Genomic DNA, 14,321 nt, shown 5'->3' on the forward strand with positions numbered 1-14,321 from the left:
TTTCTCGAAGAGCGTCGCCAATTTGCGCCGGGCGCGAGCTTTACGGTTGGTTAAGCCCGATATGGCCCGTCCCCGAAAAGACGAGGTTCAAGATTACCGGGCCGTCGAAAAGCTTTGGCCGGACATCGTCGCGCCGCCGCCGCCGGGGCTATCGGCCCAACCGTTCACCAAGACGACCATGAGAGCGATGACGAAGATGAAGCTCAAGCCGAGCGTCGGGCCATAGCCCCAATCGCGGCTGAAGGACCATCTTGGCAGGCAGGCGATGAGGGCCGCAAGGACCACGAACAAGAACAGAAGCGACATAGGAATCTCCCTCTAAGTAGTTTTTCTCGTTTCAGTTCTGCCGCGCCCAGATGCGGCAGGCTGTCGCACATTCCGTGCGGCATTCCAACGTCAAACTTGGCAATAAGTTCCATCGCGCCAAAAACGTTTTTCCGATTTCAGCGCGTCACAAAGGCCTCCGCTCCGCGCGCGGCAGTTGGTCACATACCGCCCCGCGCCAACAAGACAATGGCAATGACGAGAAGAATAGCGCCAAGAGCGCCGGAAGGAGCATAGCCCCAGCCCCGGCTATAGGGCCAAGAGGGTATGGCGCCGACAAGCAGCAGAAGGACGACGGCGAGCAAGAGGGTTGAAAGGGACATGGACGGCCTCCGATGAGCGCATTCCGAACTATGACATCGGAAACCGCTTTGGCCACGATGAACTGTCGCCTTCGGCGACAACTCTCGATCCCAATGGAATGTTTCCCGGTCCCGAGGTTTTTTCCACGCCGGAGCGGCAGCCAAGGCGGCATCGCAGCGTTTGGATCATACTGCGGCTCAAAGGGCCGGGCCCTTTGGGGGCGTCGGAGGGGCGTCGGCGGCTGATGGTTGCTCAGCCTTGGCGTGAGGGCCCCCGCGCCCTCGCGCGTGCTGGGACGCCGTGGAACGCCCTTGGAAGGAAGCGGAAGCCGTCCAGGCCCATCGGTTCGATCTGCGGATTATGGGGAGAGTTACGCCGCGAGCGAGGTTCGCCCGCGGTCGTTGAAATCTGGTTGATTTCTGTTCGATCAGATGATTCCATCTGACCGGAAGCGCTCTAGCGCCATCGCCTCCAGTTCGCTGCCGGCGCGCGATGTCCTCAAGCGAAATCGAACCTGCCCGCGATTGCTTGGGTTTCGGGCGTCAGCCGATCTGCTTCAGGCAGTCCTCGAAGGAGATTTCAGCGTATTTCGTGTCGAACTCGAAGGCGCCATCGGCGACGGCGTCCAGCTTGGCGGCCGTGTCGAATTTCTTCATCTTTTGTTTGTCGAGATAAAGACAATCGATCATCTCATTATAGACCGATGTGTCGTCAATCGGCAGAGCATAGATCTTGGCCCCTCCGAGGGGAACAAGATATCGGTTTCCTGCTTCCAGATCATGGCAATAGAAGAAATATTTGCCATCTGCCTTTATCGTCTCGCCGAGCAATTCCGTTAGCGGCTTCACGTCCTTGAAATGATCGAGCTGACCGGCAATGAACGAAATATAGGGTTCGCCGCCTTCGGCGGTGGCGAAAACCTCTTTCAAAACGGTGTCGCCTTCAATGCCAATATCCCCGCGGAACCCGAACCGGCCTGATTTATGGGTTGCCGCCTTCAAAGATGGCTTGAGCAGACGTCCTTCCGTCTCGAGCCGGGCAAAAGCAGTTTGATCGATCGAAGTCATAAAAGGTTCCTGGATTTTGCGAGCCGGCTGATGGACAAAGACGCAGACGGGTTCGCACACGCGCGCATGGGACCGAAATTTTCGAGCGCTCCGCGTGGATCGAGCGCGTTCGGCGATTGAAAGGAAGCGCTCCGAGCGCTTCACCAGGCGCGAAATTTTCCGGAACTTCGGGTTCGGACGATCGGAACGAGAATCCAATCGCGCCAAAGCCGCCAAAGGTCTTCGGCTTGTCACCGCTTGGCGTCGTATGGGACGACGGCCCTGTCCTAAGCAAGAATCATGCGCAGAAACGGGCGGGGGAGGTTAAATTGCCGACGCAGTCCCGGCGAAGGAGTGCGGCGCCGGGCTGATGGGCGCTGCGACTCCATTGTTAATTTGTAAAACGACAAGGCCTCGCTCATTGGCTCCGTCGGCTCGGAAACGGAAAACGCCGTCCGCGCCGTTGAAGCCGGAGCGGTTGATGAGCACATTTTCAGAGTAGCGCTGCGAGCCCTGCGTATGCGCGAGCGCCGCGGCGAGCGATACGGCGTCGTAGCTGAGGGTCGCGATCCGGGTCGGATCCGAGCCGAATTTAGCTCGGTAGCGCGCCGCGAAGGCGTTGAAGCCGCCATTGTCGGGCGCGGCGAACCAAGCCCCTTGCAATGCCGGAAGTTTAAGCACGCGGGCGTCGTTCCAAAGGCCGGTGCCGATAATTTGCACTTTCTTGCTGGTTATTCCGGCAGCGACAAGGCTCTGCGAAACCGCAGCCATGGCGTCGGCCTGTTCCGGGATAAACAGCGAATCGATCTGATCGCCAAGCGCCGCGACCTTTTGCGCGGCGGCGGCGAGCGTTTGAGGCTGGTAATGTTCAATTGTCATGACCCGGACATTGTCGCGCGCCGCCGCCTGCTGGAACGCGGCTTCCGCCACGCGGCCGTAATCATTGTCTGGAATCAGCGCGGCGATCGATTTCTTGCCCGTGGAGGCGGCGTAATCGATGATCCGGTCGACATAACTCTCGACCAAGAACGACAGAAGGTAGAGGCCTTGGCCCGCCGTCGACGTGTCGGTCGAAAAGGCGATGACCGGCTTGCGGGCGGCGCGGGCGACCTTGCCGACTTCGCGCACGTCGGGGGCGAACAGCGGACCGATAATAAGATCAGCGCCTTCCGAAAGTCCCGCCTGAGCCGCCGCGCGGGCGCCGTCGGGGGTCGAATGATCGTCCTTGATGAGCAAGGTGAGATCATTGCCTCCCGCATCCGCGAGAGCGAGTTCGGCGGCGTTGCGCAAAGTGAGGCCGACGACGCTCGGCCCCGACGCCTGCGTCAGGGGCAGGATGAGCGCAACCCGCACGGGTCCCGAGCCGATTTGTTCGGCCGGGCCGGGCGGCTGCGGCATTGCGACATTGACGGTTGGCGCGGGAGGGTCGCCGGGACCGCGTCCAAACAGACCGTTCGAGGATCCGCACGCGGCTAGCGACACTGCGATTCCAACTACGCCCAGCGCTCGGAGCGCGTTCGCGCCAGCGCTGCGAAGATGCAGGAAACCGCCGTCGCCGCGCGAAATAAGTCTCATCCGGGCAAACCTCCAAGCGCGTTTTTCCCGCGCCTTAAATGCGCGGGAGGAGCCTGAACCGTGATAGCATGAAACCAATGCTCCTTTTCAGTCACAAAATCGAATTCTGGCGAACAGAATCTGGGTTCGCGCGGTTCCTTCTTGCAACAACCGAGGCGTCGTTCTATAAATAGAACAAATGGATGGTTTATAGAACGATTCGGTCGGCGAGGCATCGGCTTCAGGGACGGACCAGCGGGTGGATCCATGAATAGGGGCGAGGCGAAGAGACCTGAGTTTGGCGAGGATGGCGCGCCGCGTGCGGCGATCTCGTCCGAAAAGGAGCCTGCGGGCCAGTTCACTGCATTCGGTCTGCGGGCGGAGGCCGAGCCGATCCGCAAGGGGCTGCACGTTGTAGCCACCCCGATCGGCAATCTCGGTGATATTTCGTTTCGCGCGCTGGCGACGCTGGCCGCCGCGGACGCCGTCATCGCCGAAGATACGCGGGTGACCAAGACGCTGCTCGCTCATTATGGCATAGCGACCCCGCTTGTCGCCTATCATGAGCACAATGCGGCGGTGATGCGGCCCCATCTTCTCGCGCGTCTGGCGAGCGGCGCCGCGCTCGCCTTGGTGTCGGACGCGGGCACGCCGTTGATTTCGGATCCTGGGTTCAAGCTGGTCGCCGACGCCTTGTCGCAAAATATCGAGGTTGTGTCGGTCCCCGGCGCCTCCGCCGTTCTGGCCGCCTTGGTCGTCGCCGGCTTGCCGACCGATCGTTTCTTTTTCGAGGGCTTCCTGCCGCCTAAAAGCGGTCCAAGGCGCCAGCGCATCGCCGAACTCGCGCAGATTCCCGGAACCCTGGTGTTTTTCGAATCGCCGCGCCGGGTCGCCGAGACCCTGACCGATCTGGCCGCGGTTCTTGGACCGCGCGAGGCGGCGATCGCCCGCGAACTCACGAAATATTTTGAGACAGTGCGGCGCGGCCTCCTGCCGGAACTGGCGGCGGCGCTGGCCAGCGAACCCGCGCCCAAAGGCGAAATCGTCGTGCTGGTCGGACCGCCGGCGCCAGGCGCGCAGGCCGACAGCCAGGAAGATGTCGACGCCAAGCTCGGCAAGGCGCTGGAGACGCTTTCGGTCAAGGACGCCGCCGCCGTGGTCTCGGCCGAGACTGGCCAACCGCGCCGTAAAGTCTATGCCCGCGCCGTCGAACTTTCCGCACGCGACCGTTAAGCCTTGAGCAAGACCCGAGATCGTAAGAAGGCCCATCTTCAGGGCATGATGGCCGAACGGCTCGCCGTCGCAGCGTTGCGCCTTAAATTCTATTCGATTCTGGCCTGCCGCTATCGCGTCCAAGGCGGCGAGATCGATATTGTCGCAAGGCGCGGCGATGCGATCGCCTTTGTCGAAGTCAAGGTGCGGCCGACTCTCGATCAAGCCAGGACCGCGATCGATTCTATCAAGCGCCGCCGGATCTCCCGCGCGGCGAAAATCTGGCTCGCCGCGAATCCCTGGGCGGCGCCTCTGACATTGCGCGGCGACGCCGTATTCGTCGCGCCCTGGCGCTGGCCACGCCATGCGATCGCGGCGATCGAGTTGGATTTCGGATAAGCGCTGTGCGTGGGATGAAACGATCTCCGTCGGCCTCCTCTGGCCGCGACGGAGATGCCTGGAGTCATCGCGAGGCTGATCGGCAAACCGTTGCAAGTCATTTTTTTGTGCGGCGCCTCACTGTAGATTTTTGGCGCCGTGTGCTCTATCGTCGCAGTTCGAGATCGTCATCGGATCTGTGTGCAAGTCTCTTTACTGTGTGCAAGTCTCTTTATGCGTCCATTGCACGTGGGCGCAGAAGCGCTTTAGGGTCTGCGAAAATCAGAAAGCAGCTCTAGCTTTTTATTTTGTCGCATTTTCTTAGCACGAACCGGCTTCTTAAACGCCGGGCGTCCGCTTCGCTCGAAAATGCTTTAAGGGGAGAGCGTCCATGGCTGACCATAACGATCCCAATTCCGTCAATTCCATTTTCTCAGACATCGATGTCAGCGCCGCTGATCTCTATGATATTTTTGGATTTCCATCGGACGATGCGAGCGGCGGCGAGAAAGTCGTCATCGCCCTCACCTTCGCCTCCGTGCCGGAAGCGGGCGTGTTCGATCAGGACATGCTCTACCGCATTCTGATCGCGCCCGATCGCCGGATCGTGCGCCCAGGCAAGGAAGACCATAGCTTGGCGGGTCTGCTAACCTACCTCGACGGGGTCAAGAACAAATATTTGAGCACGCTCAAGCCGTCGGAAGTTCGGGTGACGATCGATCGGGACAATCGCGCCCATATCCGCTTTTTCAATTTTCCAGGCGGCGCTTTTTCGGCGGTCGTCGACGCCAATCAAAGCGTTACTCTGCAATCGCCGGGCGGCCATGCGATCAAGGCGTTCATCGGCGGACGAGACGACGCTTTCTTCAATGATCTGCCCGGCTTTTTCCGTTCGATCAATTACGCGCCGCAATTCTATCACGTGCCCCATTCCAGGGAGGATGTCAGGGAGCTCAAGATCCCCAAGACGCTCCTCGAACTCGAGGGCAACGACCTCTTCAACTACGATCCGAACCTGCCCGAATGGGGATACAGCCTGAAGAAGGATTTGCCGCAAGGTCCGCTGACCTGGAGCGGCGATCGCTTCAAGAAGGATGAAAACGGGAACTTCCGTTTTGTCTATTCCGGGGAGGACGCCCGGGCTGGACAGAACTGCAACGCGATCATCCTTGAACTGCCGCTCGCTTTCCTAACCGATGCGCCCAACGATCACCGCATCGTGAACACATGGGGCGAAAGCTGGGTCCTCAAAGCCGCAAACAAGATCGAGACGATTCCTGACGATCCTTTCTGGATCGAGCATCCGCATGTGCTGATCGACGCCTGGACGCTGGATGACGAATTGAAGAAATATAAGCTCGTCGATACGGACGGCCAGGCTTTCGCCGATGCCGCCTTGAGCGAGCGGGAAGACAATCGGCAAATGGGCGCCAATAACTTCTGGCTGGCGCCGCATTTCGTCAAAAGGCTTGGCCATCTCGGCTGGGGCTTTGGCCCCTCAATCAGCGCGCTCGGCCTTGCCAGCGCTTTCGATCATGACAATTCTTCGGTGTCCGTCCACCGGACCTATTCCTGGGTCGCCGAAGCCTTTCCCCGCGTGAAAAAAGTTCTGTTTCAGGAATTGAACATGCCGGACGAGTCCTGGAATAAGAAGGGCCTTCCGATTCCGCTGCGCCGCCCAATCGATATTTTTATCCCGAACGTGAATTCAATCGACATGGACACGACGGGCACCTGGCCCTTCGGCCGCCGCTTGGAGGATCAGGTGGCGACGCGCTTCCTATCGATGTTCCTCGATATGACGGCCATGCTCAACGGAAAAAAATACCACATCGAATTGTTGAACGATCCCGCTCTTTGGAACAGCGCGCCGATCGTCCCGAAAACCCCGCCAAATCCGGTGGCGAACGACAAAGCGTTCCTGCCCGTCTTTCCCTATCTGGCGGAGCCCTGGTAGGGAGCCGCGAAGGATTTTTCAATGAAGAGCCTCGCCGGCTATGTAGCCGAGATCGCGCGGATCGAGCAGGATATCGCCGATATTGGCGAGGCGGCTCTGTCCGTCCCGGAAGATACGGAGCGGCTGACCAAATATGTCTATCGCCGCTACCAGAAAGCGGCGATCTCCGGCGATCTGCGCGCGCTCGCCGGCGTGGAGGCCCTGATCGACAGGGCAATTCCTTTGCTGGCGAACCCCGGCGATCTCTATCTGTTGAAAGCCAATCTGGCCTTCAAGTTTCATCGCCTCGCCGATGTTGGCGCCGCTCTCGCTTCGGTCGAGGCGATGTACGACAGCAGGGAATGCCGGATGATCCGAGCCGATCTCGACTTCCAGCACGGCCGCTATGAAGAGGCCAAACGCGCCTATTGCGATGTGCTGGACGCGGAGCAGACATGGGATGGGCTCGCCCGTCTTGCGCATTTCAATTTTAAAATGGGCGACGCCGAGGGCGCGGATCGTCTTTACGCGGAAGCCGAAGACCTGCTGACCGCCAAGCAAATGCGCTCCTATGCCTGGCTTGAAGTTCAGCGTGGCCTGTTGGATTTCATGCAGGGCCGTTATGATCAGGCGCGAGACCATTACGATCATGCGGAGGCCGCTTATCCCGGCTATTGGCTGGTCGGCGAGCATGTCGCCGAATTGCTTGGCGCGCAGGGACGCCATGGCGAGGCGGCCGCCATTCTCGAGCGCGTCGCGGCGGCGGTCGATAGACCGGATCTGGAGCAGGCGCTCGGCGAACTCTATGACTTGAAGGGGGATGCTGAAATAGCGCATTTCTGGAAGCAGAAGGCGCTGGCGGCCTATCTCCAATCGGCGCAGGATGGCCACGTTCATTTCTATCACCATCTCGCTGATTATTATGTCGACGTCGCGGAAGACGGAGCCGAGGCGGTGAAATGGGCGCGCATGGACTTGGGGCTGCGGGAAAACTTCTCGACTCAGTCCGCGTTGGCTTGGGCTCTGCACCGCGATGGCAAGATGAGCGAGGCGCTTTGCTGGATCGACCGCGCGCTTTCATCGGGCGCCGTGGAGGCAAAGCTTTTCTTTCAGGCCGGCGCCATTTACATGGCTTCTGGCGATGAAGCTGGCGGGCGCACCCTCGCGGAGCGGGCGAGGAGCCTCAACCCTACCGTCGATCATTTCCATATTCACCATTGACGATATTTTGCATCATTGATGCTATTTTGATCTATCGGTGCGGCAAGGCTTTGCTTGCGTGATGGGTACGATTCGCGACATCAACATGAGCGCGGCGAATGCGCCGACCGCGCCGCTCCCAAGCGGGCAGGGGATCGCGGCCGACCTCATAGCGGTGCTGGTCGCCGTGACCGAGAGCGAGCCGCTGGTCCTGACGATCCAAGATGAACGAGCGTTGCCGTCAGGTCCGTTCGAACTCGCGCATCGTTCGCTGCAATCTGGCCTGCGCGCCTGGGTCGAGCGGCAAACGCGGCTGCCGCTCGGCTATGTCGAGCAGCTCTACACTTTCGCCGATCGGGATCGCGGCGGGGCCGAGCAACAGGTCATCTCGATCAGCTATCTTGGCCTGACCCGAGAGCAGCGGGCTGCCGGCGAATTCGTGGCGACGTGGCGCAGTTGGTATGTTTATTTTCCTTGGGAGGATCATCGCGTCGGCGCCCCCGCCATGATCGAGACCGTGATTTTGCCGCGGCTGAGGGCATGGGCCGAGGCGTTGCCTGCTTCGTCGCTGCGGCACGATCGTTGGCAGCGCGCGGCGATCACCTTCGGCTTCGATGGCCGGGCCTGGAACGAGGAACTCGTTCTGCAGCGTTACGAATTGCTCTATGAAGCTGGATTGATCGCCGAGGCCGAGCGCAATGGACCGCTAAGTCCGGCCCGATCCTTGGCGGCAAATGATTCCTCGCCAAGCATGGGCCGGGCGATGATTCTCGATCACCGCCGCATTCTGGCGACGGGGATCGCGCGGCTGCGCGCTAAGATCAAATATCATCCGGTGGTGTTCGAACTGATGCCGGAAACCTTTACGCTGCTGCAATTGCAGCGTTGCGTCGAAGCTCTGGCCGGGAGGCTGGTCCACAAGCAGAATTTCCGCCGCCTGATCGAACAACAGGAGCTTGTCGAGGAAACCGGGGAGACCAGTCAGGACACCGGCGGGCGTCCCGCGAAACTCTTCCGGTTTAGACGAGAGGTTTTCACCGAGCGCGCGATCGTCGGAACCAAGCTGCCCATTTCAAGGGCTTGACAAATCTTATGCTCAACACCAGCATATGTCTGCGTAATGCTCATATGGAGTATAAGACTATGGCGTCGCCCGTGGAATTATCGCGTTCGCTGCCGTCCCACGGGGACGTGCGCCACGCGGAAAATCTCTATGCGAAGGTCAGCCACGCGATCCCAGCGATCGAGTGGCCTATCTACGCGCAAGATATCGACGCCATCATGACGCTGAAGCGGACCCGGAACGCGGTGGTCCTTGCGCATAATTATCAGACGCCGGAGATTTTTCACTGCGTCGCCGATCTCGTTGGCGACAGCCTGGCGCTCGCGCGCGAAGCGATGACGGTCGACGCCGACGTCATTGTCCTCGCCGGCGTGCATTTCATGGCTGAGACAGCGAAATTGTTGAATCCCGGCAAGACCGTCCTCATCCCGGATCAAGGCGCTGGCTGTTCGCTCGCCGAATCGATCACGCCGGCCGACGTTCGGCGGCTGCGGCAGGCCTATCCCGGCGTTCCGATCGTCACCTACGTGAATACGTCGGCCGCGGTGAAGGCCGAGTCCGACATCTGCTGCACCTCCGGCAACGCCAAGGCCGTCATCGAATCCTTAGGGGTTCCACGCGTCATCATGCTGCCTGACGAATATCTCGCCCGCAATGTCGCCGCCGAGACGGGAGTCGAGGTGATCGCCTGGTCCGGTCATTGCGAAGTGCATGAGCTTTTCAGCGCCAATGAGGTCCGGGAATTGCGCGAGGATTATCCCGGCGTGATCGTTTTGGCGCATCCGGAATGTCCGCCTGAGGTCGTCGCGGAAGCCGATTTTTCTGGCTCCACCGCCGCCATGCTGTCCTATGTCGGCGACAATCGCCCGTCCCGCGTTGTGCTTTTGACCGAATGCTCGATGAGCGACAATGTCGCGATCCAGTATCCGGAGCTGGAATTCATCCGTCCCTGCAATCTCTGCCCTCATATGAAGAAGATCAGCCTGCGCAACATTCGGCGCGCGCTGGAGACGATGAGCGGCAAAGTGGAGATCGACCCCGCAATAGCCGCGCCGGCGCGCCGCGCCGTCGAGCGGATGCTCGCGGTCAAGTAAGGCGATCACGTCATTTTGGAGAGCCAAGCGATGGCGGAGTTTCGCGACGCGGCGGGGACTTGCATTGTCATAGGCGGAGGCCTTGCCGGCCTAACCGCCGCCTTGGCCATGGCGCCGGAGCCGGTGATTCTGCTCACCAAGGCGCCGCTCGGCTTTGAAGCCTCGAGCGTTCTCGCGCAAGGCGGGGTTGCCGCCAGTCTCGGGCCGGACGATGATTTTTCCTTGCATCTCGCCGATACTCTGGAGGCGGGCGACGGGTTTTGCGACGAGGCCGCCGCGCGGACGATTCTGGCTGCCGCGCCGGCCGCGATCGAAACGCTGATCCGCCTTGGCGCGCCCTTCGATCGCGACGGCAAGGGCAATCTTCTGCTTGGCCTCGAGGCGGCCCATTCGCGTCGCCGGATCGTCCATGCCGGGGGCGATAGCAGCGGACGCGAAATCATGCGGGCCTTGACCCGCCGCGTGCGCGAGACGCCCTCGATCACCGTCATCGAGGGGATCGCCGCGCGGCGATTGGTCGTGGACGATAACGCCATCACCGGCGTCATCGCCAATACGTCCTGCGGCCCGGTCCTGTTCGCCAGCAATCGCGTCGTCATCGCGACGGGGGGGATTGGCGGCCTGTTTCAATATGGCACCAATCCGGCTGGGTCTTTTGGCCAAGGGCTGGCGCTTGCTGCGAAGGCCGGCGCGGTCATGGCTGATCTGGAATTTGTTCAGTTCCATCCGACCGCGCTCGACAGCGAGTCGTTTCCGCTGAAACTGATCAGCGAAACGGTGCGTGGCGAAGGCGCGATTCTCATCGATGAAACCGGCCGCCGCTTCATGGCGGAGGCTCCAGGCGCGGAACTCGCCCCCCGCGATGTGGTCGCGCGGGCGGTGTGGCGGGAGATGGCGGCGGGACACCGGGTCTTTCTTGACGCGCGGGACTCTGTCGGCGCGGATTTCCCCCGCCGTTTTCCAGCGATCGCAGGTTTCTGTCAGGGCGCCGGGGTCGATCCCGTCACTCAGCCAATCCCGATCCGCCCAGCGGCGCATTATCACATGGGCGGCATCGCCGTCGATCTTGCCGGGCGCAGCTCGGTCGAAGGCCTATGGGCCTGCGGCGAGGCTGCTTGCACGGGTCTCCATGGCGCCAACCGCCTCGCCAGCAACTCCTTGCTCGAAGCGGCGGTCTGCGGCCGCTTTGTCGCCGAAAGCATTGCTGGGACAAGTCCGCCTCGACGGCGCAAGCCCAGCTTTGACGCGGCTCAGATCGTCGGCTCCGATCCGGCTCCGATCCGTCCGATTCTCACCGCCGCCGCCGGCGTTCTGCGCGAGAGCGATGGCTTGTCGCAAGCCGCGCAAGCGCTGCTTCCTCTGGCGCGCTCCGGCGGCGCGGCGAGCGATCCGGCGATCGTCGCCCTGATGATCGTAATCGCCGCTCTGCGCCGCCGCGAGAGCCGGGGCGCTCATGCGCGAACCGATTTTCCGGGACAGGATAGGAAGGCGCAAAGAACCACGCTGCGGCTTGAGGACGCGCTTATCGAGGCGCGTGAGCTCAGCTCGGCTATGGCCCTCTGAACCCGAAAGGCCGAGCCAATGCCGCCGCCTCAGCCGCTCCCGCGGATTATGCTCGAACCTCTGGTTCGCGCTGCTCTGCTTGAAGATTTGGGCCGGGCTGGGGATCTCACCACGGACGCGGTCGTCCCGCCCGGCGTCATGGCCAGGACCGCGCTGGTCGCGCGCCAGCCAGGGGTCATCGCCGGGCTCGATCTGGCGCGGCTCGCCTTTGAGCTTATCGATCCCGGGATTTCGATGCAGATCGAACGCCGGGACGGGGAGGAGGTCTCCCCTGGCGACGTCATTGCAACGATCAGCGGACCGGCCCGCGGGATTTTGACGGCGGAGCGGACCGCGCTTAATTTTCTCGGCCATTTGAGCGGCGTCGCCAGCGCGACGGCTTCCATTGTCGGCGCCGTGCGCGGCCATAAGGCCAAAATCGTCTGCACCCGGAAAACCACGCCGGGCCTGCGCGCCGTGGAAAAATACGCGGTCCGGGCGGGGGGAGGCGGCAATCATCGTTTCGGCCTCGACGACGCTGTGCTGATCAAGGACAATCACGTGGCGATTGCTGGCGGCGTCGCCGAGGCGCTGCGGCGCGCGCGGGCCGGGGTTGGCCATCTCGTCAAAATTGAGCTTGAGGTCGATACGCTGGAGCAGCTCGGCGTAGCGCTTGAACAAGGCGTCGACGCCGTGCTTCTCGACAATATGGGCCCCGACGCGCTCACTTCAGCTGTTGCGCTCGTCGCCGGCCGCGCCGTCACCGAAGCCTCGGGACGGATTACGCCTTCGACCGCTCCGGCAATCGCCGCGTCCGGGGTCGACCTGATCTCCGTCGGCTGGCTGACTCACAGCGCCGCCGTTCTTGATATAGGGCTCGATTTCCTATCCGTAGAATCTTGATCCGCTTGGTGGACCTTTTGCCGGCGCTCTATTCGCCGGTTCTTGGATTTTGGGGGTTGCCGGTCTGGTATCCGGATTCATCCGATCCGCTGTAAAACGCGCCAGGATCCCACATCCGATAGACGGAGCGGCCCTCATAAAGAGGGGTGGGAACGCCGGCGTCGCCGGGGAGCGCATAAAAGACCACCGGCGGCTGCATGGGCGGGTAGGGGGCGGATGTCTGGCCAAACACCAACCCGACAAAGCCGCAAATAAAAGCGGCGCTAAGAGAGGCAATTTCCGCAAGCTTGAACATTTTTGCTCTCCAAAGACAAATGAGGGTTTCCATTGTCATCCCCTTCTTGGCCTCTGCAAAACAACGATCTCAGCTGGTGAAATGTTCCCCTATTTTGCAAATTTGTAATAATAATGACATTATATAGATACGATAGACTAAATAAATCTATTTTCGGTGCGATCATCTTGCACGAAAGAACCGTCCAATCAGGTAATCGAGCGAGAAAACGCCGGGTCCGCGAGCGATAACGACAAGAAAGCAGGTCGCCCAAACGCCATGGGTCGGCCACGCGTCCGGATAGACGAAAATTTCGATCACGGCTGTCATTCCCAGGAGCGCCAGCGCGGCGAAACGGCTGGCGAGGCCGATGACGAGCAAAATTGGAAAGAAATGCTCGCTGAAGGCGGCGAGCCTTGCTGCGACCGCCGGGTCGATAAGGGGCAGGGCGTATTCGTCGCGAAACAAGGCGATGGCGTTGTCGCTCAAATGCCAGCCCTCGACCTTGGTCTGGCCGGACATCCAGAACACGCCGGCGGGAAAAATCCGCGCCGCGAGCGAAATCAAGGACTGCGGAATCCGGTCCAGGAGACCAATGAAAGAGCAGATCGCGCGAACTGGCCAGGAGGCCGAGTCCGAATGGGTCGCTGGCGCATGCGTCATGGCTTAAGAATCCTCCAATGCCTCGTTGATCACAGCAATCGCTAAACCGCCGCCAAGCAGCGCGGCGAGATTGATCGTTAGGTCGAATTCCGGGCTGCTGGCCAGCGCTGCTTCCGCCGCCGCGCCGAGCGGCTGTCCCGCGCCGAGGGCTTGCAGAAAGGTTCTGGCGCCGGCGGGCATGCGCCGCACCTCGACATCAAGCATCGGCCGGGAGATCAGCGCGTCTTCGCCGCGCCAATCGGTCAGTTCGGCGAATTCTGATTCGCCCCCGTTCATCGCCCAGATCGCCACCACTGGAAAGGCCGAAGCGACGATCTCGACGGAAGGGTGCAAAACGAAGCGCAGGCCGGCCAAGGCCTCCGGTTCTACGCCGGCGAGCGCGGCGGGCTCCAGCGGGCGCGCGTCGGCGGCGTGATAGGCGCGGGTGCGGGCCGCTTCCAGTCGCGCGACGTCGGCGAGATAAGGCAGTTCCGCCGCCGGCTCGAATGTCGCTAAAAAATCGGGAAACGCATCGCCATAGGTCATCATCAAGGGCGAATGCGGCGGGTGGGCGCTGGCGAAGATGCGCGCCGAGGCGGTAAAAAAATCCGCGCCGACGATTCGCTTTGTCGCCGGAAAGCGCGCTTCCAAAGCGCCGATCAGGCCGACCATGACATTGTTGCGATAGACCGCGAAGCGTTTCTGCGGGCGAAGCGAAGTGTGGGCGATGACGCCGCCAGGCAAAGGCAAGTCGGGATCGCGCAGCGCTCGGGCGAATTCGCCTTCGAGAGTGGGTGAACGCGTTGGCATCGGCGAGCGCTCCGCTATTGTCGTTATGGCTGCTTGCTTG

Annotated in this window: 15 protein-coding genes; 8 read left to right on the forward strand and 7 right to left on the reverse strand. The window is 61.3% G+C overall.

Annotated features, from left to right (window positions below):
* Nucleotides 1–93 precede the first annotated feature (93 nt).
* The 4 genes from DL86_RS00480 to DL86_RS00495 all read right to left on the reverse strand — a co-directional run bounded on the left by DL86_RS00480 (nt 94) and on the right by DL86_RS00495 (nt 3,248).
* Nucleotides 94–306, reverse strand: a complete 213-nt coding sequence (locus DL86_RS00480; protein ID WP_036257212.1) for a DUF3309 family protein — start codon at nt 304–306, stop codon at nt 94–96.
* Between the two features lie 179 nt (nt 307–485).
* A complete protein-coding gene (locus DL86_RS19015) occupies nt 486–647 on the reverse strand; it encodes a DUF3309 family protein (protein WP_084572600.1) in 162 nt (53 codons plus the stop codon).
* Between the two features lie 522 nt (nt 648–1,169).
* Nucleotides 1,170–1,694: a hypothetical protein gene (locus DL86_RS00490; protein WP_036257913.1), complete on the reverse strand. Its 525-nt coding sequence runs from the start codon at nt 1,692–1,694 to the stop codon at nt 1,170–1,172.
* A gap of 303 nt (nt 1,695–1,997) precedes the next feature.
* Nucleotides 1,998–3,248 carry a penicillin-binding protein activator gene (locus DL86_RS00495; RefSeq protein WP_051952451.1) on the reverse strand — a complete coding sequence of 417 codons (1,251 nt, stop codon included), beginning with the start codon at nt 3,246–3,248 and terminating at the stop codon, nt 1,998–2,000.
* 246 nt (nt 3,249–3,494) lie between these two features.
* On the opposite strand from DL86_RS00495, the gene rsmI reads away from it, so the two are divergent.
* From rsmI to nadC, 8 genes are all read left to right on the forward strand, one after another.
* Nucleotides 3,495–4,460: a 16S rRNA (cytidine(1402)-2'-O)-methyltransferase gene (rsmI, locus tag DL86_RS00500; RefSeq protein ID WP_084572601.1), complete on the forward strand. Its 966-nt coding sequence runs from the start codon at nt 3,495–3,497 to the stop codon at nt 4,458–4,460.
* A gap of 3 nt (nt 4,461–4,463) precedes the next feature.
* Nucleotides 4,464–4,838: a YraN family protein gene (locus DL86_RS00505; RefSeq protein WP_036257216.1), complete on the forward strand. Its 375-nt coding sequence runs from the start codon at nt 4,464–4,466 to the stop codon at nt 4,836–4,838.
* 370 nt (nt 4,839–5,208) lie between these two features.
* Nucleotides 5,209–6,774, forward strand: a complete 1,566-nt coding sequence (locus DL86_RS00510) for a hypothetical protein (protein WP_036257217.1) — start codon at nt 5,209–5,211, stop codon at nt 6,772–6,774.
* Between the two features lie 21 nt (nt 6,775–6,795).
* The gene (locus DL86_RS00515) at nt 6,796–7,974 is read left to right on the forward strand and encodes a tetratricopeptide repeat protein (protein WP_036257218.1); all 1,179 of its coding nucleotides are present in this window, start codon (nt 6,796–6,798) and stop codon (nt 7,972–7,974) included.
* Between the two features lie 61 nt (nt 7,975–8,035).
* Complete coding sequence (locus DL86_RS00520; RefSeq protein ID WP_036257220.1) at nt 8,036–9,037, forward strand: NUDIX hydrolase; 1,002 nt, start codon at nt 8,036–8,038, stop codon at nt 9,035–9,037.
* A 59-nt stretch (nt 9,038–9,096) separates the two neighbouring features.
* On the forward strand, nt 9,097–10,110 hold the full coding sequence (gene nadA, locus DL86_RS00525) for a quinolinate synthase NadA (protein ID WP_051952452.1): 1,014 nt from the start codon (nt 9,097–9,099) through the stop codon (nt 10,108–10,110).
* A gap of 30 nt (nt 10,111–10,140) precedes the next feature.
* The gene (locus DL86_RS00530; RefSeq protein ID WP_036257222.1) at nt 10,141–11,673 is read left to right on the forward strand and encodes an L-aspartate oxidase; all 1,533 of its coding nucleotides are present in this window, start codon (nt 10,141–10,143) and stop codon (nt 11,671–11,673) included.
* Nucleotides 11,674–11,691: 18 nt separating this feature from the next.
* Nucleotides 11,692–12,555 carry a carboxylating nicotinate-nucleotide diphosphorylase gene (nadC, locus tag DL86_RS00535; protein WP_036257224.1) on the forward strand — a complete coding sequence of 288 codons (864 nt, stop codon included), beginning with the start codon at nt 11,692–11,694 and terminating at the stop codon, nt 12,553–12,555.
* A 28-nt stretch (nt 12,556–12,583) separates the two neighbouring features.
* Here the strand turns inward: nadC and DL86_RS00540 are convergent, their stop codons facing one another.
* The 3 genes from DL86_RS00540 to DL86_RS00550 form a co-directional block, all read right to left on the reverse strand.
* On the reverse strand, nt 12,584–12,850 hold the full coding sequence (locus DL86_RS00540; protein WP_036257225.1) for a hypothetical protein: 267 nt from the start codon (nt 12,848–12,850) through the stop codon (nt 12,584–12,586).
* A 162-nt stretch (nt 12,851–13,012) separates the two neighbouring features.
* Nucleotides 13,013–13,492, reverse strand: a complete 480-nt coding sequence (locus DL86_RS00545) for a DoxX family protein (protein WP_036257226.1) — start codon at nt 13,490–13,492, stop codon at nt 13,013–13,015.
* 3 nt (nt 13,493–13,495) lie between these two features.
* Nucleotides 13,496–14,281, reverse strand: coding sequence for an HvfC/BufC N-terminal domain-containing protein (locus DL86_RS00550; RefSeq protein WP_036257919.1), 786 nt, complete (start codon nt 14,279–14,281; stop codon nt 13,496–13,498).
* Nucleotides 14,282–14,321 lie beyond the last annotated feature (40 nt).

Origin of the sequence: Methylocapsa aurea (assembly GCF_000746085.1) — a bacterium.
GTDB classification, from domain to species: Bacteria; Pseudomonadota; Alphaproteobacteria; order Rhizobiales; family Beijerinckiaceae; genus Methylocapsa; species Methylocapsa aurea.

Coding starts and splice junctions, on each gene's coding strand:
- DL86_RS00480 (WP_036257212.1), bottom strand. CDS start 306: ATGTCGCTTCTGTTCTTGTTCGTGGTCCTTGCGGCCCTCATCGCCTGC.
- DL86_RS19015 (WP_084572600.1), bottom strand. CDS start 647: ATGTCCCTTTCAACCCTCTTGCTCGCCGTCGTCCTTCTGCTGCTTGTC.
- DL86_RS00490 (WP_036257913.1), bottom strand. CDS start 1,694: ATGACTTCGATCGATCAAACTGCTTTTGCCCGGCTCGAGACGGAAGGA.
- DL86_RS00495 (WP_051952451.1), bottom strand. CDS start 3,248: ATGAGACTTATTTCGCGCGGCGACGGCGGTTTCCTGCATCTTCGCAGC.
- rsmI (WP_084572601.1), top strand. CDS start 3,495: ATGAATAGGGGCGAGGCGAAGAGACCTGAGTTTGGCGAGGATGGCGCG.
- DL86_RS00510 (WP_036257217.1), top strand. CDS start 5,209: ATGGCTGACCATAACGATCCCAATTCCGTCAATTCCATTTTCTCAGAC.
- DL86_RS00515 (WP_036257218.1), top strand. CDS start 6,796: ATGAAGAGCCTCGCCGGCTATGTAGCCGAGATCGCGCGGATCGAGCAG.
- DL86_RS00520 (WP_036257220.1), top strand. CDS start 8,036: ATGGGTACGATTCGCGACATCAACATGAGCGCGGCGAATGCGCCGACC.
- nadA (WP_051952452.1), top strand. CDS start 9,097: ATGGCGTCGCCCGTGGAATTATCGCGTTCGCTGCCGTCCCACGGGGAC.
- DL86_RS00530 (WP_036257222.1), top strand. CDS start 10,141: ATGGCGGAGTTTCGCGACGCGGCGGGGACTTGCATTGTCATAGGCGGA.
- nadC (WP_036257224.1), top strand. CDS start 11,692: ATGCCGCCGCCTCAGCCGCTCCCGCGGATTATGCTCGAACCTCTGGTT.
- DL86_RS00540 (WP_036257225.1), bottom strand. CDS start 12,850: ATGTTCAAGCTTGCGGAAATTGCCTCTCTTAGCGCCGCTTTTATTTGC.
- DL86_RS00545 (WP_036257226.1), bottom strand. CDS start 13,492: ATGACGCATGCGCCAGCGACCCATTCGGACTCGGCCTCCTGGCCAGTT.
- DL86_RS00550 (WP_036257919.1), bottom strand. CDS start 14,281: ATGCCAACGCGTTCACCCACTCTCGAAGGCGAATTCGCCCGAGCGCTG.